We start from the raw sequence: 23,380 nt of genomic DNA on the forward strand, positions 1-23,380 counted from the left end.
CCTCCGGGAGAGGGCTGGGGTGAGGGGAACCTCCAGCGCCGGCGCGGGACCGGGTTGCGGGCATGGCCCGCTCCTGCAAGGGCCTCTACCCCTGCGTCGACATCAGTGCTTGAGGTCCGCCAGGCCCTTGAGCAGTGCCTCGTGGAAGCGCTTCGGGTCCTGGATCTGCGGCGCATGGCCCAGGTCGTCGAACTCCACCAGGGTGGCGTCGGGGATGGCCTTGGCGGTCGCCTTGCCCAGTTCGGCGTAGTTGCCCAGCTTGGGTTTGAGCTCTGCCGGGGCGATGTCCTTGCCGATGGCGGTGTTGTCCCTGGTGCCGATCAGCAGCAGGGTCGGCATTTTCAACTGGCCGAATTCGTAGACCACCGGCTGGGTGAAGATCATGTCGTAGAGCAGCGCGGAGTTCCACGCCACGCGCTCGTGACCGGCACCGTTGAACAGGCCGGCGAGCATGTTCACCCACTTGTCGTACTCGGGTTTCCACTGGCCGGCGTAGTAGGTCGCCTGTTCGTACTGGCGGATGCTCTCGGCGCTGGTCTTCAGCTCGCGCTCGTACCACTGGTCCGGGGTGCGGTAGGGCACGCCAAGGGCTTTCCAGTCTTCCAGGCCGATGGGGTTGACCATCGCCAACTGCTCGACCTGCTGCGGGTACATCAGCGCGTAGCGGGTGGCGAGCATGCCGCCGGTGGAGTGGCCCAGCAGGGTGATCCTGCCGACCTTGAGGTGCTCCAGCAGGGCATGGGTGTTGGTCGCCAGCTGCTGGAAGCTGTACTGGTAACGCTCGGGCTTGGTGGATTTGCAGAAGCCGATCTGGTCCGGCGCGACGACGCGGTAGCCGGCGTCGCTCAGGGCCGCGATGGTGGTTTCCCAGGTGCCGGCGCAGAAGTTCTTGCCGTGCAGCAGCACCACGGTGCGGCCGTTGGGCTGCTTCTTGGGCTTCACGTCGATGTAGGCCATGTGCATGTGGTGGCCCTGGGACGCGAAGCTGTAGTGACCGACCGGGTAGGAGTAGTTGAAGCGCTCCAGTTCCGGGCCGTAGGTGGGTTTGGATTCGGCGGCGTGCAGCGGCAGGGCGGCGGCCAACAGCAAGGCGGGTAGCCAGCGTCGGGACATCGGGAAGCTCTCCTGGTGATGGGGCACGGATCAGACAGCGGGGAATGCCATAGGTTGGCAGATTTTCCGAGCCCGCGCCGCATCGGTGCTTTTGCTTTTCGTAGGAGCGAGCTTGCTCGCGAATGCTTCACACCGTGCCTGCCCGGTTCGCGAGCAAGCTCGCTCCTACAGGCTTGGGATCAGGCGGCGGCGTCGCCGGTCAACCAGTCGATGAACAGCGAGAACAGCTCCGCCTGGGAGTTGATCGCAAGCTTGGTGTAGAGGTGCTTGCGGTGCATGCGCACGGTTTCCGGGGAGATATCCAGCACCCGCGCGCTGGATTTCACCGAGTGGCCGCGCAGCAGCAGGTGGGCGATTTCCCGTTCGCGCTCGGTGAGCCGGTCGGCGCCGAAGTTCATGAAGGCCGCGCGGATGTGCCGGTTCAGCGGCGCCTGATCGTCCGGCGCGCTGACTTTAACGCCGCGCCCGGCCAGCAGCAGGTCCAGCCCGCCATTGCGCTCGAACTGGCGGAACAGCTCACGCACCAGCGGCAGGGCGGTGGCCAGCAGGTCCAGCTGGGTTTCGCTGAAGCGCGCGCCGCTCTCGCCCTGGTACAGGCACAGCGAGACCTTGCGCGCTTCGCCCAGGTCGATGATGAAGTGACAGTCCTCGGTGCAGCCGAACTTGAGGTAGTAGGTCTTGTAGTACTCGCTGGCAAAGAAATCGTCCGGGGCGATGTCGGCCAGCGGATAGAAACCTTCGGTGAGGCCGTCTTCCATGGCCAGGCAGAAGGGGTCCAGCAGGTAGCCGCGGGCGTAGTAGCGGTCGACCAGCGCCTCGTGGTGTTCCGGGTGGACGCCGCGCTGGTACAGCGGTTGCGGCGGCTGGCCGCGCTGTTCCAGGCCGAGCATCACCGACTCCACCGGCACCAGGCAGCCCAGGGCGTCGGCCAGGCGCTCGACGAAGACGACTTCGCCGACGCTGGCCAGGGCGCGCGCCAGCCCTGCATGCCAGGCATGCAGGGCCGGTGCGTCGGACGTTTCGCTCAGCGCCTGGGATTCGCTCATGTCCGGCAGCATAAAGGGCCGCCGGGGTGTAGGCAAAATCATCAGTTCCCCGCGTAATCACCGCTGCGCTTGAGATCTTCGGCGGCTTCGAGGATCGACTCGCGCAGGGTGTCGACGATCTCGTCGACCTGCTCGCGGGTGATGGTCAGCGGCGGCGACATCACGTTCAGGTGCACGATCGGCCGCACCAGCAGGCCGCGGGCCTGGGCGCGCAGGTGGATCTTCTCGCCGATGTTCAGCTCCTCGGGGAAGAGCGCCTTGCTGCGCTTGTCGGCGACGAATTCGACGCAGGCCATCAGCTTCTGGCAGCGAACGCTGCCCACCAGCGGCAGGTCGGCCAGCTCCTGCAGGCGCTGCTCGAGGTAGCCGCCGACGTCCTTCACGTGCTCCAGCAGATTCTCGCGCTCGATGATCTCGATGTTCTTCAGCGCCGAGACACAGCTCACCGGGTGCCCGCTGTAGGTGAAGCCGTGGGCGAAGCAGCGGCCCTTGTCGGCCTCGCCGATCACCTTCCAGATGCGGTCGGAGAAGATGCACGCGCCCAGCGGCAGGTAGCCGGAGGTCAGGCCCTTGGCGGTGGTGATGATGTCCGGCTGCATACCGAACACGTCCTCGGAAGCGAAGAAGGCGCCGAGGCGGCCGAAGGAGGTCACCACCTCGTCGGCGACATAGAGCACGTCGTATTGCTGGCAGACCTGCCACATGCGCTGGTGGTAGCCCTTGGGCGGAATGATCACGCCGCCCGAGCCCATGATCGGCTCGGCGAAGAAGGCGGCGACCTTGTCTTCGCCCAGTTCGAGGATCTTGTCTTCGAATTCCTTCACCAGGAATTCGAGGAAGTCGCCTTCTGTCATCCCTTCCGGGGCGCGGTAGGGGTTGGGGCAGGAGATGTGGTGGATGACGTCCTTGAGGAAGTCGAACTCGGCCGGGTGGTCGGCGACCTTGCCGCCCAGGGACATGGTGAGGAAGGTCGAGCCGTGGTAGGCGTTGACCCGGCTGATGATGTGCTTCTTCTCATGCTTGCCGCGGCAGTTCTGGTAGTACTGGATCAGGCGGTAGGCGGTGTCCACGGCGGTGGAACCACCGGTGGTGAGGAACACGTGGTCGAGGTCGCCCGGCGCCAGTTCGGCGAGCTTCTCGCAGAGCTGGATGGCGGTGACGTTGGCCATGTCGCAGAAGGGGTTGGAGTAGGCCAGCTGGCGCACCTGTTCGGCGATGGCGTCAGCCATTTCCGCGCGGCCCAGGCCGATGTTGGTGCACCACATGCCGCCCACGGCGTCCAGGTAGCGATTGCCCTTGGTGTCGTAGATGTAGGCGCCCGAGCCTGCGGCGATGTTCAGCGCACCGTTGACCCGGTGATCGTCGAACACGTGGTAGCCGTGCATGTAATGGGCCTTGTCGGCGGCGACCAGCTGCTCGTCGTTGAACTGGGCGAAGAAGGCTGGGGTTGGGGTGGTCATCGTCTGTACCTCGAAATTACGGTTCGTCGTGCGATTCCTTGCCCTCTCCCTGACCCTCTCCCTGAAGGGAGAGGGGACCCTTCGGAGCACTGGGTGACTACGAAGGTCATTGCGGGCCCGCTGTCAGCGGGGCATCAGGAAGATGACGTCCATGAACCCTGCTGCGGGCTGCCCCCTCTCCCTTCAGGGAGAGGGCTGGGGAGAGGGGGCTTTGGGACTGACTGATCAGGTTCCGGTTTTCACCGCTGCCCAGGTGCGGGTGATCAGGCGAGTGGCCTTGGGGTTCTGCACCTTCTGGGTGAACAGCCGCGCGCGGGTTTCGGCGTCGGGGTAGATCGCCGGGTCGTTGCGTACTTCGGCGGCCAGCAGCGGGGTGGCGGCGGCGTTGCTCGAGGCGTAGCGGATGTAGTCGGCGACGCCGGCGGCGACCTTCGGCTGCAGCATGTATTCGATGAACTTGTGGGCGTTTTCCACGTGCGGCGCGTCGGCCGGGATGTAGAAATCGTTGAACCAGATCAGCGAGCCTTCCTTGGGCACGAAGTAGCCCAGCTTGACCTTGGCGCCAGCCTCGTCGGCGCGGGCCTGGGCGGTGGCGTAGTCGCCGGACCAGGTCATCGCCATGCACTGGTCGCCGTTGGCCAGGCCGTTCAGGTAGCTGGTGGAGTCGAACTTGCGGATGTACGGGCGGATCGATTGCAGCAGGTCCTGGGCGGCCTTGAGGTCCTCGGGCAGCGCGCTGTTGGGGTCGCGCTTGAGGTAGGCCAGGGCCAGCGGGATCACGTCGGTGGGCGAGTCGATGATGGTCACCCCGCAATCGGCGAATTTCGACACGATCTTTGGATCGAACAGCATCGCCAGCGAGCCGATGGGCGCATCGGGCATGCGCTGCCTGATCTTGTCGATGTTGTAGGTGATGCCGTTGCTGCCCCAGGTGTAGGGCGCCGAATACTTCACGCCCGGATCGTAGTGATCCAGGTGCTTGAGCACCTCGGGGTCGAGATTGTTCCAGCTCGGCAGCTTGGTCTTGTCCAGCGGCTGGAACACGCCCGCTTTCAGCAGCGGCGGCACCAGGGCGGCGTTGAGCACCACCAGGTCGTAGCCCGAGCGGCCGGGCAGCAGTTTGCCCTGCACGGTTTCGTAGGAATCGAAGGTGTCGTAGACCACCTTGATCCCGGTTTCCTTCTCGAAGTCGGCGATGGTGTGTTCGCCGATGTAGTCGGTCCAGTTGTACAGCCGCAGCGTCTTCGCGCCTTCGGCTTCCTCCCCGTGACCCAGTGCCGGCAAGGTCGCCAGCGCCGCGCTGAGTACTGCTGCGAGCGTTTTCTGCATGTCAGTCCCACCTTTGGTTTTCTTATGAATTGGAGTTGTCGCGGATGAAGCCACTGTCGACCAGGGGCGGTGCCCGGACCATTCCCCGAACGGGTAGGTAAGGCTGGCTTCCTGTCGAACAATCGTTCAGATTGGCCACCTGAACCTTGAGGAGCCAGGCATGAACGAGGAAGTCCGCTTTACCCGACTGGAGCCGGAGCAGCGCAAGGCGCTGCTGATCGAGGCCACCCTCGCGTGCCTGAAACGCCATGGTTTCCAGGGAGCCTCCATACGCAAGATCTGCGCCGAGGCGGGTGTTTCGGTGGGGCTGATCAACCACCATTATTCAGGCAAGGATGAACTGGTCGCCGAGGCCTACCTGACCGTCACCGGTCGTGTCATGCAGCTGCTTCGCGAGGCCATCGCCGAAGCAGCACCCGATGCCCGTGCGCGCCTGTCTGCGTTCTTCCGTGCGTCGTTCTCCGCCGAGCTGCTCGATCCGCAGCTGCTGGACGCCTGGCTGGCGTTCTGGGGCGCGGTGAAGACGGCCGAGGAAATCAACAAGGCCCACGACCATTCCTACGGTGAGTACCGCACCTTGCTGGCCCTGGCGCTGAATGATCTGGCGAAGGAGCAGGACTGGTCGGATTTCGACGCCGATCTCGCCGCGATTGCCCTTAGTGCCCTGCTCGACGGCCTGTGGCTGGAGTCGGGCCTGAACCCCAATACCTTTACCCCGGAGCAAGGTGTGCAAATATGCGAGGCCTGGGTGGATGGCCTTCAATACGGTGGCCGGCAGCGTTTCAGTCGGACGTCGGGAGCCTGTTGATCGATTGTTCAGCGACCGGTAACCTGCCGCCATCTGCAGGACAGTTCCTACAGCTCTACCTCCACGCATAACAAGAATGGCCCCGTCACGAGCGGCGGCTTCAGCAGGGTATTGCGATGACTTCCCGTGTACTGATCGTCGACGACGATCCGGTGATTCGCGAGCTCCTCCAGGCCTACCTCGGCGAGGAAGGCTATGACGTGCATTGCGCCGGCACCGCCGAACAGGCCGAGGCGAGCCTGGCCGAAGCCGAACAGGCCGAGCAGCCCATCGATCTGGTGATGCTCGATATCCGCCTGCCCGGCAAGGACGGCCTGACCCTGACCCGCGAGCTGCGCGTGCGTTCGGAGGTCGGCATCATCCTGATCACCGGACGCAACGATGACATCGACCGCATCGTCGGCCTGGAATGCGGCGCCGACGACTACGTGATCAAGCCACTGAACCCCCGCGAGCTGGTGTCCCGCGCGAAGAACCTGATCCGCCGCGTGCGCCATGCGCGCCAACCCGCCGCCATAGCCGCGCCGGGCAGCCGGCAGCAGCACAAGCGCTTCGCCCACTGGACGCTGGACCCGGACCGCCGCCGCCTGATCGACAGCGATGGCAGCGAAACCCCGCTGACCCATGGCGAGTTCCAGCTGCTCGGCGTGTTCCTGCGCAACACCGGCCACACCCTGAGCCGCGACCAGCTGATGGACCAGATCCGCAACCGCGAGTGGCTGCCCAACGACCGCTCCATCGACGTGCTGGTCGGCCGCCTGCGCCGCAAGCTGCGCGACGACCCGGCCGAGCCCGAGCTGATCATCACCATCCACGGCGCCGGCTACCTGTTCACCGCCACGCCTGCCGACGCCTGAGGTTCTGCCGATGCCCCGTTTCTTCGGGCGTAACGTGAAGCTATCGGTGACTCCAGTGCATACCGTAAGCACAGGACAGCTCCCTCTCCCTTCGGAGCGGGGCGCGCAGCCAGGGTTGGGGAGAGGGCGGCGGCCGCTCCGATCTTTCCAGCATCTCGTGGCCCTCCTGCTCCTGCTCTTCTGCACGTTTGCCCAAGCCGCCCAACCCATCCGCTACTGCGACTACCCCGTCTACCCGCCCATTTCCTGGAGCGACGGCCACGAAGTACGCGGCCTGGCGCCGCAGACCGTGCGCAGCGTGCTCGGCGAGTTGGGCTACGAAGTGAAGACCGTGGTGCTGGGCAACTGGAAGCGCTGCCTGCTGGACGCCGCCGAGGGTCGCGTCGATGTGGTGCTCGCCTACCAGACCCCGCAGCGTGACGACGGCCTCCTGTTCTCCCGCGTGCCGGTGCTGCGCGAGGAAGTGGCGATCTTCTACAACCGCCGCAAGCCGGTGCGTTTCGACCAGCTGGGCGACCTCGCGCAGTATCGCGGCGGTCTGCTGTTCGGCGAGAGCTACGGGCCGCAGTTCGACCGCTTCGTCGCCGAGCACGGCAACGTCGAATGGGTCTCCGACAGCCGCCAGAACTTCGGCAAGCTGATCCGCCAGCGCATCGACTTCATCGCCCACGAGCGGCGCACCGGCACGCTGTTCGCCGAACAACTGGCCGGTGGGCAGGACATCTTCGCGCTGTCCAAACCGCTCACCGTCGATTACCTGCGCATCGCCGTCTCCCGCCATTCCCCGCTGGCGGCGAGGATGGACGAGATCGACGCGCTGCTGAAGAAGCGCGTGGACGACGGCAGCGTCGCCCGCTGGCTGGAACAGAGCGAGCACGACTACCGCGCCATGCTCGCCGGCGACGGGGTGCCGCGTTGAGGCTGCCCGGCGGCCTGGCCCGGCGCCTGCTGTTGCGGGTGCTGCTGTTCAGCCTGTGCTTCACCGTGCTGGCCAGCGTGGTGCAGCTGTACTTCGAATATCGCCGCGAGATGCGCGACATCGACAACCGGCTGGAGCTGATCCGCGTCGGCTATCTCGCCAGCTTCGAGCGCAGCCTGTGGGACCTCAACCAGGAACAGCTCAACGTGCAGCTGCACGGCCTGGCCGACTTCCCCGACATCGCCCAGGTGCGCCTGCGCAGCGCCGACTTCAACCTGGTGCAGGACGCCGATGAAAAGCGCGGGCCCTTCCGTGTCGAGCACTATGCCCTGGCTTTCCAGCCGCCGGACGGCGAGCGCCGCGACCTCGGCGAGCTGGAAATCAGCATCGACCTGGGTGCCGTCTACCGGCGCCTGCTTCAGGGCGGACTGACCAGCCTGCTGTGGATGGGGGTGTTCCTCTGTGGCCTGGCGGTGGCGCTGAGCTGGCTGTTCCATAGCCTGGTCACCCGTCATCTGCGCGCCATGGCCGATTTCGTCCGCGGGCTCACCGGCGGCGACTTGGGCACCGAGCTGGCGCTGGACAAGAAACGCTCAGGCGAAGAGGACGAGATCGACACCGTCGCCGATGCCCTCGACGGCCTGCGCCGCGCCCTGCGCGCCGAGTTGCGCCGGCGCGAGGCCGACCGCGCGGCCCTGCAGAGCAAGCGCGACGAACTCCAGCGCCGGGTCGAGCGGCGCACCGCCAGCCTGCGTCGGGCCAAGGAGGATGCCGAGGAGGCCAACCGCGCCAAGAGCCGCTTCCTCGCCACCATGAGCCATGAAATCCGCACGCCGCTCAACGGCATCCTCGGCATGGCCGAACTGCTGCGCGCCGCGCCTTTGGGCGAGCAGGACCGGCGCCGTCTGCAAGCACTGTCCACCGCCGGCGAAGGGCTGCTGGCGATCCTCAACGAGGTGCTGCACTTCGCCAAGCTGGAAGACGGCGCCAGCCGGCCCGAGCCGGTGGACTTTTCCTTGCGCCGTCTGCTCGACGACGTGGTGACCCTGCTGGAGCCGCGCGCCGAGGACAACGGCACCTGCCTGCGCCTGCGTGTCGGGCCCAGGGTGCAGGATGGCTGCCGTGGCGCCGAGCAGTTCCTGCGCCAAGTGCTGAGCAACCTGCTGGCCAACGCCGTGAAATTCACCGAGGAAGGCGAGGTGCTGCTGGAGGTCGTCGTGTTGGAGAGCGGCGACGCCGGGCAGCGTCTGCGTTTCAGCGTAACCGACGACGGCATCGGTATCTCCGCCGAGCAGCAGGAGAAGATCTTCCAGCGCTTCACCCAGGCCAGCGACGAAGTGGCGCGACGCTACGGCGGCACCGGGCTGGGGTTGGCGATCAGCAAGCGCCTGGTGGAGGCCATGGGCGGCGAGATCGGCGTGGAGAGCCTCGAAGGCGAAGGCAGCACCTTCTGGTTCGAAATCTTCCTGGCGCAGGGCGTGGTGTCGCGTTCCACCTCGGCCGTCGAACAGGCGTCGGCGCTGGGCGTGCTGGTGGTGGAAGACGTTGCCCTCAACCGCGAAGTCGCCCAGGCGTTGTTGGAGCGCGACGGCCATCATGTCTATCTCGCCGACGACGCGGAGCCGGCGCTCGCGCTTACCGCCAAGCGAGCCTTCGACCTGATCCTTCTGGACATGCACCTGCCGGGCATGAACGGCCTCGACCTGTGCCGGGCGATCCGTGCGCAGGCCGGCGGGCTCAATGCGACCACGCCGATCCATGCCTTCACCGCCAGCGTGCAGCCGGGGATGGTCCGCCGTTATTTCGAAGCGGGCATGCAGGGCGTGCTGGGCAAGCCGCTGCGCCTGGACGACCTGCGCCGGGCGCTGTCCGACGTGGCTGCTGCGGAGCCGTCGGAGGCTGTGGATAACGGTCCGCTGGACCGCCAGGTGCTGGACACCCATCGTCGCCTGCTGGGCGAGCACAAGCTGAACGAACTGCTCGCCAGCCTGTGGAAGCTGCTCGACGAGCAGTGGCCGCTGTTGCTGGAAGCCTTGCGCCAGGAGGACGCCGTGGAGGTCGCCAGTCTGGCCCATCGGTTGGCGGGGAGCTGTCGGTCGATGGGGTTGCGCGGGTTGGGGGATGGCCTGGGGGAGCTGGAGCAGGCGGCGTTGGCGGGGGCCTTGCTGATGGATTGGGCGGAGCGGCTTGAGCAGGAGAGGGCGCTTGCCGCTGAATGTCTGAAGAGCGCTCAGGCGTAAGTTCGGCATGGCACCGATGCCATCGTGGGGCGCCTGACCTGTAGGAGCGAGCTTGCTCGCGAACCCGCCCAACCCCGTTATGGCCGGCTGAATCCGTTCGCGAGCAAGCTCGCTCCTACGAAAACCTGAAGCCTGAAACCCCCGCCCCACGCGCCACGCACAAAATCCTTACATCTTTCTACAACTTCGATCCCGCCGAACAACGGGGTCTTACATCGCCTTCCAATAATCCGCTGGCATCCGTGCCCGAGCCACGGCCTCTGATTGATTGGAGATAACAATAATGATCCAACGTAGAGTTCCGCTCAGCCGCGCCCGCCGTTCCGTGGAGGTGCGCCATGTCTGAGTCGCAAGAGAAGATCCAGCTCACCCGCGCGCTCAAGAGCCGCCATATCTTCATGCTGTCGCTGGGCGGCGTGATCGGCACCGGCCTGTTCATGGGCTCCGGCGTCACCATCGGCTCCGGCGGCCCCATGGGCGCCATCCTCGCCTACCTGGTCGCGGGCCTCTTGATGTACCTGGTGATGGTCTGCCTGGGTGAGCTGTCCGTGCAGATGCCCGTCTCCGGCTCCTTCCAGGCCCACGCCACGCGTTTCATCGGTCCGGCCACCGGCTTCATGATCGGCTGGGTGTACTGGATGAGCTGGGCCTCCACCGTCGGCCTGGAATTCACCGCCGCCGGCATGCTGATGACCCGCTGGTTCCCCGATGTGCCGATCTGGATCTGGTCGGGCTTCTTCGTCGTCGTGCTGTTCTCCCTCAATGCCCTGGCCACCCGCGCCTTCGGTGAGGCGGAATACTGGTTCTCCGGGATCAAGGTCGCGGCCATTCTCGGTTTCATCGTCGTCGGCCTGCTGGTGATCTTCGGCGCCATCCCGCTCAACAGCGGCGCGGCCGCACCGGGCCTGTCCAACCTGGTCAGCGACGGCCTGTTCCCCAACGGCCTGTCCGCCGTGTTCGCGGTGATGATGACGGTGGTCTACGCCTTCCAGGGCTGCGAGATCATGGGCGTTGCCGCCGGCGAGACCGACCAGCCGGAAAAGAGCATCCCGCGCGCCGTGCGCAACGTGGTGTTCCGCGTGCTGATCTTCTACGTGCTGGCGATCGTCGTGCTGTCCTGCATCGTGCCATGGAAACAGGCCGGCCTGATGGAAAGCCCCTTCGTGCAGGTATTCGACATGGTCGGCATTCCCTATGCCGCCGACCTGATGAACTTCGTGATCCTCACCGCCATCCTGTCCGTGGGTAACTCCGGCCTGTATGCCTCCACCCGCATCCTCTGGGCCATGTCCAAGACCGGCATGGCGCCGCGTACGCTGTCGAAACTCAGCGCCCGCGGCGTTCCGCTCTATGCGCTGCTGATCAGCCTGGGCTTCGCCCTGCTGTCGCTGCTCACCAGCATCGTCGCCGCCGACACCCTGTTCATGGTGCTGATGGCGGTAAGCGGGATGTCCGGCACCGTAACCTGGATCGTCATCGCCTACGCCCAGTACCGCTTCCGCCGCGAGCACCTGGCCAAGGGCGGCACCGTGGCCGACCTGAAGTACGCCGCGCCGCTGTTCCCGCTGATCCCGCTGGCGTGCATCGCGATCTGCTGCTCGTTGTTCGTGTTCCTCGCCCTGGACCCGACCCAGCGGCCGTCGCTGTACTGGGGCTTCGGCTTCATGGCCGCCTGCTACCTCGCCTACTACCTGCTCAAGCGCAAGCGCGGGCAGGTACTGACCGACGAGGCGGTACCGAGCCTGGGCTGAGCCTTCGCGCTCTACAGAAGCCCCGCATCGCGGGGCTTTTGCTTTGCGTAGGGCGGATAACGCGCCAGCTTTATCCGCCGCAGGACCGGCGGATAACCTGTCCCAGGTCATGCGCTCTACAAGCCTGCCTTTGCCTGACAAGACGCCCCGCATCGCGGGGCTTTTTCTTTTGCTTTGCGGCTCTTCGTAGGAGCGAGCGTGCTCGCGAACCCGCCCAGCTCCAGAGCGGCCGGATAATCCGTTCGCGAGCAAGCTCGCTCCTACAGGTACACCACCGGCCCCCTCTCTTGCTGAACGTTTGTTCGAAGTTGTAACAAGCTCACGGCGAAAGCCCTGGAAAAAACCCTCAGCCCCCGCGCCGCGCGGCCTTCCCCTCGATGGGAAGGGCGTTACAAGCCACCCATTCGGGTGGATTGCCGGCTTGCTGAACAAGTGTTTAGTATTGACTCCAACGCTTCATCGCCTCAGCAAACGACTACAAGAACGAGGGCAGCATGACTCAGCCATCCCCGCTCAGCCGGGTCCAGGGCGGTATCGCCTGGATCACCCTGAACCGCCCCGAGCAGCGCAATGCGCTCGACGTCCCCACGCTCAAGAACCTGCACGCCCTGCTCGACGCCCATGAGGCCGACCCGGCGGTGCGCGTCATCGTGCTCACCGGCCAGGGCCGCAGCTTCTGCGCTGGCGCCGACCTCGCCGAATGGGCCGAGGCCGAAGCGCGCGGCGAGCTGGAAACCTACGGCTGGACCGAAACTGCCCACGCCCTGATGCGCCGCCTGTACAGCCTGGACAAGCCGACCATCGCCGCCGTCAACGGCACCGCCGTCGGTGCGGGGATGGACCTGACCCTGTGCTGCGACTTCCGCGTCGTCGGTGCTTCCGCCCGCTTCAAGGCCGGCTACACCGGCATGGCCTACTGCCCGGACGCCGGCGCCAGCTGGCACCTGCCACGCCTGATCGGCAGCGAAGCGGCCAAGCGCCTGCTGTTCCTCGACGAGCTGTGGAACGCCGAGCGCGCCCTGAACGCCGGCCTGGTCAGCGAAGTGGTCGCCGATGAACAACTGCAGGCACACGTCGGCGAATTCGCTGCGCGCCTGGCCGCCGGCCCGACCTTCGCCTTCGCCCAGACCAAGCGCCTGATGCGCGACGGCGCCGCTCGCACCCTGGCCCAGCAACTGGAGGCTGAACAGGCCGCCGGCCTGCTCTGTGGCCGCAGCGAAGATGCCGCCGAGGCGCTGCGCGCCGTGGCTGAAAAACGTTCCCCCCAATTCAAAGGCCGCTGACGGCTGCAGGTGATGTGATGGATTTCCAACTGACCCAGGAACAGGAAATGCTCGTCGAGGCGGTCAAGGCTTTCGTCGAGAAAGAACTGCTGCCGTACGAAGAAGAAGTGGACCGCGCCGACGCGGTGTCCCCGGAGCTGGCCGCGCAGATTCGCGGCAAGGCCCTGGCGGCCGGCTTCTATGCCTTCAACATGCCCGAGGAAGTCGGCGGCGGCGGCCTGGACTACCTGTCCCAGGCGCTGGTCGAGCGTGAGCTGTCCAAGGTTTCCTGGGCGCTGCACGTGTTCGTCGCGCGTCCCTCGAAGATCCTCATGGCGTGCAAGGGCCAGCAGATCCAGGACTACCTGCTGCCGGTGGTGCAGGGCGAAAAGATCGACTGCTTCGCCCTCACCGAGCCGGGCGCCGGTTCCGACGCCAACTCGATCAAGACCCGCGCCGTGCGTGACGGCGAGGACTTCGTGATCAACGGCTCCAAGCACTTCATCAGTCACGCCGGCCACGCCGACTTCGCCATCGTCTTCGCGGTGACCGACACCTTCGAGCGCAACGGCAAGAAGCGCAACGCCGTGACCGCCTTCCTGGTGGACAAGGGCACCCCGGGCATGACCGTGCGCCGCGGCCCGAAATGCGTGAGCAACAAGGGCTACCACACCTACGAAATCTTCTTCGACGACTGCCGCGTGCCGGCCTCCAAGGTCCTCGGCGAAGTCGACAAGGGCTGGGAAGTGGCCAACGCCTGGCTCACCGCCGGCCGCGTGATGGTCGCCGCCAACTGCGTCGGCCAGGCCCAGCGCGCGCTGGACCTGGCGCTGCAGTGGTCGGCCGACCGCAAGCAGTTCGGTGCGGCCATCGGCAGCTACCAGGGCATCTCCTTCAAGCTCGCCGACATGGCCACGCAGATTCGCGCCGCCGAGCTGATGACCCTGCACACCGCCTGGAAGATGGACCGCGGCAGCATGACTGACGGCGAAGCCGGCATGGCCAAGCTGTTCGCCAGCGAAGTGCTGGGTAAGGTCGCCGACGAGACCGTGCAGATCTTCGGCGGCATGGGCCTGATGGACGAAGGCCCGGTGGAGCGCATCTGGCGCAACGCGCGCATCGAGCGCATCTGGGAAGGCACCTCGGAAATCCAGCGCCACATCATTTCCCGCGAACTGCTGCGGCCGTTGTTGCGCTGATTGCGCGGGGCTTCGGGGAGCGGCCGGCGTTGCCGGATGGACCCTCTCCCCAGCCCTGGCTGCGCGCCCCGCTCCGAAGGGAGAGGGGGCAAGAGCGATTCGGCGCGTGGGCTGGCACCAGACGCTGAAGGATGACCCTGAAAAGCTCACCTCTCCCCTCAGGGCGAGGGGTTGGGGGAGAGGGCGCAGGCCCGTACGAGACCCGACATGAAAAGAGAAAACCTCCAGCGCCTGCTGGCGCCCCGGCACCTGGCCTTCATCGGCGGCCGCAGCATGGCGCGTGCGCTCAAGCGCTGCGCCGAAGGCGGCTTCCCGGGTGCGATGTGGCTGGTCAACCCGCAATATGACGAACTCGAAGGCGTGCCCTGCGTGCGCAGCATCGCCGAGCTGCCCGAAGGCCCGGATGCGGTGTTCGTCGCCACCAACCGCGACCTGACCCTGCAGGCCGTCGCCGAACTGGCCGCCAAGGATGCCGGCGGCGCCATCTGCTATGCCTCCGGCTTCGCCGAGACCGGCGCCGACGGCGAAGCGCTGCAGCGCCGCCTGCTCGCCAGCGCCGGCGACATGGCCCTGCTCGGCCCCAACTGCTACGGCCTGCTCGATTACCTGCACGGCGCAGCGCTGTGGCCGGTGGCCCACGGCGGGCACCTGGTGGAGAAGGGCGTGGCGGTGCTGACCCAGAGCGGCAACTTCGCCTACAACCTGTCCATGAGCGACCGCTCGTTGCCCATCGCCTACATGGCCTCGGTGGGCAACCAGGCGCAGCTGGGCGTGGCCGAACTGATGGACGTGCTGCTCGACGAGCCGCGCGTCACCGCCATCGGCCTGCACCTGGAAGGCCTGAAGAACGTCCCCGGCTTTGCCCGAGCCGCCTACAAGGCGCTGCAGAAAGGCATCCCGGTGATTGCCCTGAAGACCGGCGTTTCCGAGATCGGCGCCGAGCTCGCGCTCAGCCACACCAGCTCCCTGGCGGGCTCCGATGCGCTGTACGACGCGCTGTTCGACCGCCTCGGGGTGATCCGCGTCAGCGGCCCGGTGAGCTTCATCGAAACCCTCAAGGCGGCCGCCTGCGGCAACCTGCCGGCCGGCCCGAGCCTCGCTGCGCTGGCCTGCTCCGGCGGTGACGCCGGGCTGATCGCCGACTATGCCGAACGCAACGGCCTGAGCCTGCCCAAGCTGGTCGACGCGCAGCGCGCCGAGCTGGCCCAGGTGCTGCCGGACTACGCCAACATCGCCAACCCGCTGGACTTCACCACCGCCATCTGGGGCGACGGCCCGGCGCTGGAGCGCATGCTCGACAGCGCCCTGCAGACCGACGCCGATGCCGCCCTGCTGGTGCTGGACTACCCCGGCGAGGACACCGGCGAACGCCCGCAGTGCGACCTGCTGCTGGAGCTGTATTGCGCCGCGCTGGAGCGCCACGGCAAGGTCGGCTTCATCGCCTCCGCTTTGCCGGAGCTGCTTCCCAAGCATGCCCGCGAATTGCTGCATTCCCACGGCGTCGCCGCGCTGCAGGGTGTCGAAGACGGTCTCGCCGCCTGGGGCCGCATCGCTCATTACCGCCAGCGCCGCGAAACACTGCTGGCCCGTGGTGAAGCCGCGCTGGTGCCGCTCTGCCCACAGGCGCTGGACAGCGACGGCCGGCTGCTCGATGAGTGGCAGTCCAAGCAGGCGCTGAAACCATTTGGCCTGCCACTGCCGCGCGCCGCCCTGAGCACCCCGACGCAAGCCCGCGAGGCGGCGGCCGACGTCGGCTTCCCGCTGGCGCTGAAAGTGGTCAGCGCGCAATTGCCGCACAAGACCGAGGCCGGCGGCGTGGCGCTCAACCTGCGCAACGAGGCGGCGCTGGAAGCCGCACTGTTCGACATGCGCGAGAACATTGCCCGTCACGCGCCGGGTGTGCCCTTCGACCAGGTGCTGCTGGAGCGCATGGCCAACCCGCCGCTGGCCGAGCTGATCGTCGGCATCAAGCGCGAGAACGGCTTCGGCCTGGCGCTGGTGCTGGGCGCCGGCGGCATCCTCGTCGAGCTGCTCAAGGACAGCCGAAGCCTGCTGCTGCCGACCACCGACGCGGCGATCCGCGATGCCCTGCTGAGCCTGCGCAGCGCGCCGCTGCTCACCGGCTTCCGCGGCCGCCCGGCGGTGAACCTGGATGCACTGGTGGAAGCCGTGCGCGCCGTGGCCGACTACGCCTGCGAACACGTGGACAACCTGCTGGAATTGGACGTGAACCCACTGCTGGCGGACGCCGAAGGCGCCGTGGCGGTGGATGCGCTGATCCGCATCGCCGAATGACTGTCTGCAGGGCCTGAAGAAAGAACACGAACGCTCCCCTCTCCCGCTTGCGGGAGAGGGGCTGGGGGAGAGGGTGGTGGGCCCGTAACTCGGTGCCACCGACACAGCCCCTCTCCCCCAGCACTCTCCCTGAAGGGAGAGGGAGCAAAAGCGGCGCGCGCCTGAGGCACGGTGCTCGTCCCAACGAGTAGGGCGGATAACCGTTCGCGGTTATCCGCCGAAAAACAAATCGGGAGAACGCGAATGCAGAACAACAAGAACCTCACCGGCGGCCAGGCCCTGGTCCGCCTGCTGGCCAACTACGGCGTCGACACCGTGTTCGGCATTCCCGGTGTACACACCCTGGAGCTTTACCGGGGCCTGCCCGGCAGCGGCATCCGCCACGTGCTGACCCGTCACGAACAGGGCGCCGGCTTCATGGCCGACGGCTACGCGCGCGTCAGCGGCAAGCCGGGCGTGGCCTTCATCATTACCGGCCCCGGCGTGACCAACGCCGCCACCGCCATCGGCCAGGCCTATGCCGATTCCATCCCGATGCTGGTGATTTCCAGCGTCAACCACACCGCCAGCCTGGGCAAGGGCTGGGGCTGCCTGCACGAAACCCAGGACCAGCGCGCCATGACCGCGCCGATCACCGCCTTCTCCGCCGTTGCCCTGACTCCGGAAGACCTGCCCGAGCTGATTGCCCGCGCCTACGCCGTGTTCGACAGCGAGCGCCCGCGCCCGGTGCACATCTCCGTGCCGCTGGACGTGCTCGCCGCGCCCATCGCCCGCGACTGGACCCACGAAGTGGTACGCCGCGCCGGCCGTGGCCAGCCCGCCGCCGATGCGCTGAAGCAGGCTGTGGATAAGCTCAAGGCCGCCCAGCGTCCGATGATCATCGCCGGCGGCGGCGCGCTGCATGCCGCCGACGCCCTGGCCGCGCTGAGCGAGCGCCTGGCCGCGCCGCTGTTCACCAGCGTCGCCGGCAAGGGCCTGCTGGCGCCGGAAGCGCCGCTGTCCGCAGGCGCCACCCTGTGCACCCAGGCCGGTTGGGACATGATCGCCGAGGCCGACGTGGTCCTGGCCATCGGCACCGAAATGGCCGACACCGACTTCTGGCGCGACCGCCTGCCGGTCACTGGCGAGGTGATCCGCGTCGACGTCGACTCGCGCAAGTTCAACGACTTCTACCCGAGCGCCGTGGCGCTGCTGGGCGACTCCAAGGCCACCGCCGAAGCGCTGCTCGCCGCGCTGCCCAGTGCGACCCGCGACGCGGCGAAAGCGCAGTCGCGCATCGCCGAGCTGCGGGCGCAGATCGAAGCCGGCCACGCGCCGCTGCAACTGATCCACAAGTCGATCCTGGAGCGCGTCGCCAAGGCCCTGCCGGACAACGCCTTCATTGCCAGCGACATGACCCAGCTGGCCTACAGCGGCAACTACCTCTACCCGAGCAAGGCCCCGCGTGGCTGGCTGCACCCCACCGGCTACGGCACCCTCGGCTACGGCGTGCCCGCCGGCATCGGCGCCAAGTTCGGCGCGCCGGAGCGTCCGGGCCTGGTGCTGGTGGGCGACGGCGGCTTCCTCTACACCGCCCAGGAACTGGCCACCGCCACCGAGGAGCTGGACAGCCCGCTGGTGGTGCTGCTGTGGAACAACGATGCGCTGGGCCAGATCCGCGACGACATGATCGGCCTGGACATCGAGCCCATTGGCGTGCTGCCGCGCAACCCGGACTTCGCCCTGCTCGGCCGCGCCTACGGCTGCGAGATGCGCCAGCCGCAGAGCCTGGACGAACTGGAGCGCGACCTGCGCGCCGGCTTCGCCCATCCGGGCGTGACCTTGATCGAGCTGAAACACGCCTGCGCCAGCTGAGCCCGTCCAATGCCTGCCTGCGCTTGCTCATGCTGCGTTGAAAGCAGGCTCAAAATGCTCATTTGGCGCGCCAAACTGCGCTTTTTCGCCTGCTTTCGCCTTGCCTGAGCGGCGCTCAGACAGGCCTTGAACAGGCTCAGGAGAATGAGAATGCGATATTCACACTTCACCCAACGCATCGCCGGCGACGGCGCCGCCGCCTGGGACATCCACTACCGCGCCCTGGCGCGCATGGAGCAGGGCGACGACATCCTCCTGCTGTCGGTGGGTGACCCGGACTTCGACACCCCGGTGCCCATCGTGCAGTCGGCCATCGACAGCCTGCTGGCCGGCAACACCCACTACGCCGACGTGCGCGGCAAGCGCTCGCTGCGCGAGGCCATTGCCCGCCGTCACACCCAGCGCAGCGGCCAGGCTGTCACCGCCGACGAGGTCGTGGTGCTGGCCGGTGCCCAGTGCGCGCTCTATGCCGTGGCGCAATGCGTGCTCAATCCGGGCGATGAAGTCATAGTCGCCGAGCCGATGTACGTCACCTACGAAGCGGTGTTCGGCGCCTGCGGCGCCAAGGTCATCCCGGTGTCGGTACGTTCCGAGCACGGCTTCCGCGTGCAGGCCGAGGACGTCGCCGCGCTGATCACCCCGCGCACCCGCGCCCTGGCCATCAACAGCCCGCACAACCCCTCCGGCGCCAGCCTGCCGCGCGCCACCTGGGAGAAGCTGGCCGAGCTGTGCGTGAACAATGACCTGTGGATGATTTCCGACGAGGTCTACAGCGAGCTCCTGTTCGACGGCGAGCACATCAGTCCCGCCAGCCTGCCGGGCATGGCCGAGCGCACCGCGACCCTCAACAGCCTGTCGAAATCCCACGCCATGACCGGCTGGCGCGTGGGCTGGGTGGTGGGCCCGAAGGAACTCTGCGCCCATCTGGAAAACCTCGCCCTGTGCATGCTCTACGGCTCGCCGGACTTCATCCAGGACGCCGCCTGCACCGCGCTGGAAGCGAAGCTGCCGGAACTGGAAGCCATGCGCGAGGCCTACCGCCAGCGCCGCGACCTGGTGATCGACTGCCTGGCGGACTGCGTCGGCGTGCGCGCCCTGCGCCCGGACGGCGGCATGTTCGTGATGGTGGATATTCGCGCCACCGGCCTGTCCGCCCAGGAGTTCTCTGACCTGCTGCTGGACCGCCACGGCGTCTCCGTGCTGGCCGGCGAAGCCTTCGGTCCCAGTGCCGCCGGGCACATTCGCCTGGGCCTGGTGCTCGGCGCCGAGCCGCTGCGCGAAGCCTGCCGCCGCATCGCACTGTGCGCTGCCGAACTGCTCAAGGAAAAACGCTATGCATGACCGTACGCAGCTCTATATCGGCGGCGCCTGGGTGGCGCCGCAGGGGCAGGGCGTGGCCGAGGTGCAGAACCCGGCCACCGAAGAAGCCATCGGCCGCGTGCCGCTGGGTGGCGAAGCCGACGTGAATCGCGCGGTGGATGCTGCGCGCCGTGCCTTCCCGGCCTGGTCGCAAACGCCGTCCCATGTGCGCGCCGGCTACATCCGCGCCCTCGCCGAGCAACTGAAGCACCGCGCCGAAGAAATGGCCGCGCTGATCACCGCCGAGCTGGGCATGCCGGTGCAGTGGTGCCGCATGGTACAGGTGGACGGGCCGATCGAGGGCCTGGAAAGCTACGCCGACATGGCCGCGCACATGGACGAAGTGCGTGAGGTTGGCAACTCGCTGATCGTCAAGGAAGCGGTGGGCGTCTGCGCCTTCATCAACCCCTGGAACTACCCGCTGCACCAGCTGATCGGCAAGCTCGCACCGGCACTTGCCGCGGGTTGCACCGTGGTGGTCAAGCCCAGCCAGGACACCCCGCTGCATGCCTTCCTGCTGGCCGACCTGGTCCACGCCATCGGCCTGCCTGCCGGCGTGTTCAACCTGGTCAGCGGCCCCGGCTCCAAGGTCGGCGAAGCCCTGGCCCGGCATCCGGACGTGGACATGGTGTCCTTCACCGGCTCCACCGGTGCGGGCGTCAAGGTTTCCGAAGCGGCAGCGCCGACGGTCAAGCGTGTGTGCCTGGAGCTGGGCGGCAAGTCGCCGTTCCTGATCACCGCCGATGCCGACCTGGCCGCCGCCGTGCGCCACGGCGTGCAGGACGTGATGATCAACTCCGGGCAGACCTGCACCGCGCTCACCCGCATGCTGCTGCCGGCCCATCGTTATGCCGAAGCCGTCGAGATCGCCCGCGCCGAAACCCTCGCGCTGAAGATGGGCGACCCGCTGGACACCGACAGCTTCCTCGGCCCGATGTGCTCGGCTGGCCAGCGCCGCACCGTGCTCGACTACATCCGCGTTGGCCAGGAAGAGGGCGCACAGCTGGTGTGCGGCGGCGCCGAACGGCCTGCGCATCTGGAGCGCGGCCACTATGTGCAGCCGACCATCTTCGCCAGCGTGAACAACCGCATGCGCATCGCCCGCGAGGAAATCTTCGGCCCGGTGCTGTGCCTGATTCCCTACGCCGACGAAGCCGAGGCCATTTCGATTGCCAACGATTCACCGTTCGGCCTGTCCAGCGCCGTCTGGGCGGGCGACCGCGAAAATGGCCTGCGCCTCGCCCGGCAGATGCGCGCCGGCCAATGTTTCGTCAACGGCGGTGCCTTCAACTACCGGGCGCCGTTCGGCGGCTACAAGCAGTCCGGCAACGGCCGCGAATGGGGCGAGCAGGGCTTGCACGAATTCGTCGAGCTCAAGGCCATTCAGCTCTGAGGCTCTGAGCGGCTGGAAAGCCCCTCTCCCCAGCCCTCTCCCGCAAGCGGGAGAGGGGGCCGTTCGGCGTTTTCGGAGGGCAAAGAGTCAGCCGGCGGGCGCGGAAATCTTCGCCCCGCGGCACAGTTCCCTCTCTCTTCGAGGGCATGCGCGCTTCGGTGCTGCCCGCGGGAGATGGCGCTGAAGGATGAACACGAATACCCCCTCTCCCTTCAGGGAGAGGGCTGGGGAGAGGGTGCCGAGCCAGCACACCGATCCGCCAGGTACCGCCTTTCTGGCCAGGAACTCACATGAACGTACTGATCGTCCACGCCCACAACGAACCGCAATCCTTCAGCACCGCACTGTACCAGCTCGCCGAGGAAACCCTGCGCGGCCAAGGGCACGAAGTGCAGGTCTCCGACCTCTATGCGATGAACTGGAATCCGGTGGCCAGCGCCGCCGACTTCGGCGCGCGCAGCAACCCGGACTATCTCGTCTACGCGCTGGAGCAGCGCGAAGGCGCCAAGAGCCAGACCATTGCCGCCGACATCCAGGCCGAGCTGGACAAGCTGCTCTGGGCAGACCTTGTGATCTTCAACTTCCCGATCTACTGGTTCTCCGCGCCGGCCATCCTCAAGGGCTGGTTCGACCGCGTGCTGGTTTCGGGCATCTGCTACGGCGGCAAGCGCTTCTACGACCAGGGCGGGCTGGCCGGCAAGAAGGCGCTGGTCACCGTGACCCTCGGCGGGCGCGACCACATGTTCGGCGAAGGCGCCATCCACGGCCCGCTGGAAGACATGCTGCGGCCGATCCTGCGCGGCACCCTGGCCTACACCGGCATGAGCGTGCTGCCGCCCTTCGTCGCCTGGCACGTGCCCTACATCAGCAACGACGCGCGCCAGGACTTCCTGCGCCAGTATCAGGAGCGCCTGCAGCACCTGGACGACGACCAGCCGCTGGAATTCGTGCGCCTGGACCAGTTCGACGAGCGCCTCTACCCGCTGCCGCGCTGACGGCTTTTCTGTAGGACCGAGGGGGGCGCCCAGCCCTTGCTCGCGAACAGATTCCCGGCGACTCCGCAGTGAAGCGGATTTGCGAGCCAGCTCGCTCCTGCAAGGGCTGCAAGCGCCGGAGAAACGAAAAAGGGCGGCCATCCGCAGAAGGCCGCCCCAGGAGAAAAAGTCAGTCGCTGCAGCGGATATGCGCGGGGGAGAAGGCCGTCGATGGGTGTATCGGCGGCCGTACGATGAGCCTGGTATGCCCAACGTTGCTGCAGCGACTTGTCCGGCACTATACGTGGTAACAATCGGCAAAAAACGACCCTATACTGCGATTCAGTTTTGCGGCGCGGACAACAATGGTTGTCGTCTCCTACAGGCGCCTACGACAAGATCAACAGGCAGGGGGAAGCATGGACGTACTTCACGCGATGCGGGCATTCGTCCGGGTGGTGGATGCCGGCAGTTTCACCGCTGCCGCCAACGCCCTGGGGCTATCCACAGCCCAGGTCTCGCGCGTGGTCTCCGATCTTGAAGCCCAACTCGAAGCACGTCTGCTGCACCGCACCACAAGACGCCTGGCGCTGACCGAAACCGGCGAGCGCTACCTGCTGCGCTGCCGGGAAATCCTCGCCGATGTCGAAGAAGCCGAAGCCGAGGCCAGCGGGGCGCATCTCAAGCCACGCGGCCGCCTGCGCGTACATTCGCTGACCGGTCTGGGCCAGCAGCACCTGATCCCGCTGATCTCCCGCTACTGCGAGTCCTTCCCCGAGGTCTACATCGAGCTGACCCTGGCCCAGCGCCAGCCGGACATTCTCGAAGAAGGCCAGGACGTGGTGATCACCCGCGACCGCGAGCTGCCCGACTCGGAGTTCGTCGCCCAGACCCTGGGCACCATCTACAGCGTGCTCTGCGCCAGCCCCGAGTACCTCAAGCGGCGCGGCACCCCGACCAGCGTCGCCGACCTGCACCAGCACCAGTGCCTGCGCCTGCAGGACCCGACCTTCCCCGAGGGCTGGGCGTTCGAGGAGGGCAACGAGGAAAGCGTGATCCGCCCGCGCGACACCTTCATGGTCAACGTCGCCGAAGCGCTGACCGGGGCCGCCGCCGCCGGCATGGGCATCTGCCTGTTGCCCAGCTACGTCGCCGCGCCGGCATTGCGCCGCCGTTCGCTGGTACGCGTGCTGCCCGGTCACAGCCTGCATGTGCGGCAGATCTATGCGCTGTACCCGTCGCGGCGCTTCCTCGACGCGAAGATCCGAACCTGGGTCGAGTTCCTCAAGGCGGAGTTGCCCAGGGTCTTCGAGGACGACGAAGCAGCGCTCAACGATCCCGTCAACTGGGCGTAAGGCGAAGGGCTAGCGTGGCGGATCGTCGCAGCTGCTCTATGTCGGCATTCTCGGACGATCGACGTGGATTGTTGCTTTTTAGGCAATGCTTTGTTGGTTAGCTAGCTATTTTTCGATCCACTGTTGCGCCGTAACCTTTCTTCAACCCCGCCCAATCGGGTGTTCA

The 23,380-nt window shown here is 66.8% G+C and carries 17 protein-coding genes; 13 read left to right on the forward strand and 4 right to left on the reverse strand.

The window, feature by feature from the left end:
• Nucleotides 1-102: 102 nt before the first annotated feature.
• From C167_RS0127120 to C167_RS0127135, 4 genes are all read right to left on the reverse strand, one after another.
• Entirely contained in the window at nucleotides 103-1,113 is a 1,011-nt protein-coding gene (locus tag C167_RS0127120; protein WP_017521466.1) for an alpha/beta fold hydrolase, read from the reverse strand.
• A 179-nt stretch (nucleotides 1,114-1,292) separates the two neighbouring features.
• The gene (locus tag C167_RS0127125) at nucleotides 1,293-2,159 is read right to left on the reverse strand and encodes a helix-turn-helix transcriptional regulator (protein WP_037006367.1); all 867 of its coding nucleotides are present in this window, start codon (nucleotides 2,157-2,159) and stop codon (nucleotides 1,293-1,295) included.
• Between the two features lie 41 nt (nucleotides 2,160-2,200).
• The gene (locus tag C167_RS0127130) at nucleotides 2,201-3,619 is read right to left on the reverse strand and encodes an aminotransferase (RefSeq protein WP_017521468.1); all 1,419 of its coding nucleotides are present in this window, start codon (nucleotides 3,617-3,619) and stop codon (nucleotides 2,201-2,203) included.
• Between the two features lie 225 nt (nucleotides 3,620-3,844).
• Entirely contained in the window at nucleotides 3,845-4,948 is a 1,104-nt protein-coding gene (locus tag C167_RS0127135; RefSeq protein ID WP_017521469.1) for a polyamine ABC transporter substrate-binding protein, read from the reverse strand.
• Nucleotides 4,949-5,108: 160 nt separating this feature from the next.
• On the opposite strand from C167_RS0127135, the gene C167_RS0127140 reads away from it, so the two are divergent.
• The 13 genes from C167_RS0127140 (at nucleotide 5,109) to C167_RS0127200 (ending at nucleotide 23,214) form a co-directional block, all read left to right on the forward strand.
• The gene (locus C167_RS0127140) at nucleotides 5,109-5,756 is read left to right on the forward strand and encodes a TetR family transcriptional regulator C-terminal domain-containing protein (RefSeq protein WP_017521470.1); all 648 of its coding nucleotides are present in this window, start codon (nucleotides 5,109-5,111) and stop codon (nucleotides 5,754-5,756) included.
• 110 nt (nucleotides 5,757-5,866) lie between these two features.
• Nucleotides 5,867-6,613, forward strand: a complete 747-nt coding sequence (locus tag C167_RS0127145) for a response regulator transcription factor (protein ID WP_085988871.1) — start codon at nucleotides 5,867-5,869, stop codon at nucleotides 6,611-6,613.
• A 157-nt stretch (nucleotides 6,614-6,770) separates the two neighbouring features.
• Nucleotides 6,771-7,532, forward strand: coding sequence for a substrate-binding periplasmic protein (locus tag C167_RS0127150; RefSeq protein ID WP_017521472.1), 762 nt, complete (start codon nucleotides 6,771-6,773; stop codon nucleotides 7,530-7,532).
• Nucleotides 7,529-9,772: an ATP-binding protein gene (locus C167_RS0127155; RefSeq protein WP_017521473.1), complete on the forward strand. Its 2,244-nt coding sequence runs from the start codon at nucleotides 7,529-7,531 to the stop codon at nucleotides 9,770-9,772. The genes C167_RS0127150 and C167_RS0127155 overlap by 4 nt, the downstream gene beginning before the upstream one ends.
• A 338-nt stretch (nucleotides 9,773-10,110) precedes the next feature.
• Nucleotides 10,111-11,523, forward strand: a complete 1,413-nt coding sequence (locus C167_RS0127160) for an amino acid permease (RefSeq protein WP_017521474.1) — start codon at nucleotides 10,111-10,113, stop codon at nucleotides 11,521-11,523.
• 494 nt (nucleotides 11,524-12,017) lie between these two features.
• A complete protein-coding gene (locus C167_RS0127165; protein ID WP_017521475.1) occupies nucleotides 12,018-12,806 on the forward strand; it encodes an enoyl-CoA hydratase/isomerase family protein in 789 nt (262 codons plus the stop codon).
• 17 nt (nucleotides 12,807-12,823) lie between these two features.
• Entirely contained in the window at nucleotides 12,824-13,984 is a 1,161-nt protein-coding gene (locus tag C167_RS0127170) for an acyl-CoA dehydrogenase family protein (protein WP_017521476.1), read from the forward strand.
• 207 nt (nucleotides 13,985-14,191) lie between these two features.
• Nucleotides 14,192-16,279: an acetate--CoA ligase family protein gene (locus tag C167_RS0127175; protein ID WP_017521477.1), complete on the forward strand. Its 2,088-nt coding sequence runs from the start codon at nucleotides 14,192-14,194 to the stop codon at nucleotides 16,277-16,279.
• A 243-nt stretch (nucleotides 16,280-16,522) separates the two neighbouring features.
• Nucleotides 16,523-18,133: a 5-guanidino-2-oxopentanoate decarboxylase gene (locus C167_RS0127180; protein WP_017521478.1), complete on the forward strand. Its 1,611-nt coding sequence runs from the start codon at nucleotides 16,523-16,525 to the stop codon at nucleotides 18,131-18,133.
• Between the two features lie 150 nt (nucleotides 18,134-18,283).
• Nucleotides 18,284-19,474, forward strand: a complete 1,191-nt coding sequence (locus C167_RS0127185) for a pyridoxal phosphate-dependent aminotransferase (protein WP_017521479.1) — start codon at nucleotides 18,284-18,286, stop codon at nucleotides 19,472-19,474.
• Entirely contained in the window at nucleotides 19,467-20,885 is a 1,419-nt protein-coding gene (locus C167_RS0127190) for an aldehyde dehydrogenase family protein (RefSeq protein WP_017521480.1), read from the forward strand. The genes C167_RS0127185 and C167_RS0127190 overlap by 8 nt, the downstream gene beginning before the upstream one ends.
• 290 nt (nucleotides 20,886-21,175) lie before the next feature.
• The gene (locus C167_RS0127195; RefSeq protein WP_017521481.1) at nucleotides 21,176-21,880 is read left to right on the forward strand and encodes an NAD(P)H-dependent oxidoreductase; all 705 of its coding nucleotides are present in this window, start codon (nucleotides 21,176-21,178) and stop codon (nucleotides 21,878-21,880) included.
• A 398-nt stretch (nucleotides 21,881-22,278) separates the two neighbouring features.
• Entirely contained in the window at nucleotides 22,279-23,214 is a 936-nt protein-coding gene (locus C167_RS0127200) for a LysR family transcriptional regulator (protein WP_037006364.1), read from the forward strand.
• Nucleotides 23,215-23,380 lie beyond the last annotated feature (166 nt).

Origin of the sequence: Pseudomonas nitroreducens TX1, assembly GCF_000313755.1 — a bacterium.
Classification (GTDB): Bacteria; Pseudomonadota; Gammaproteobacteria; order Pseudomonadales; family Pseudomonadaceae; genus Pseudomonas; species Pseudomonas nitroreducens_A.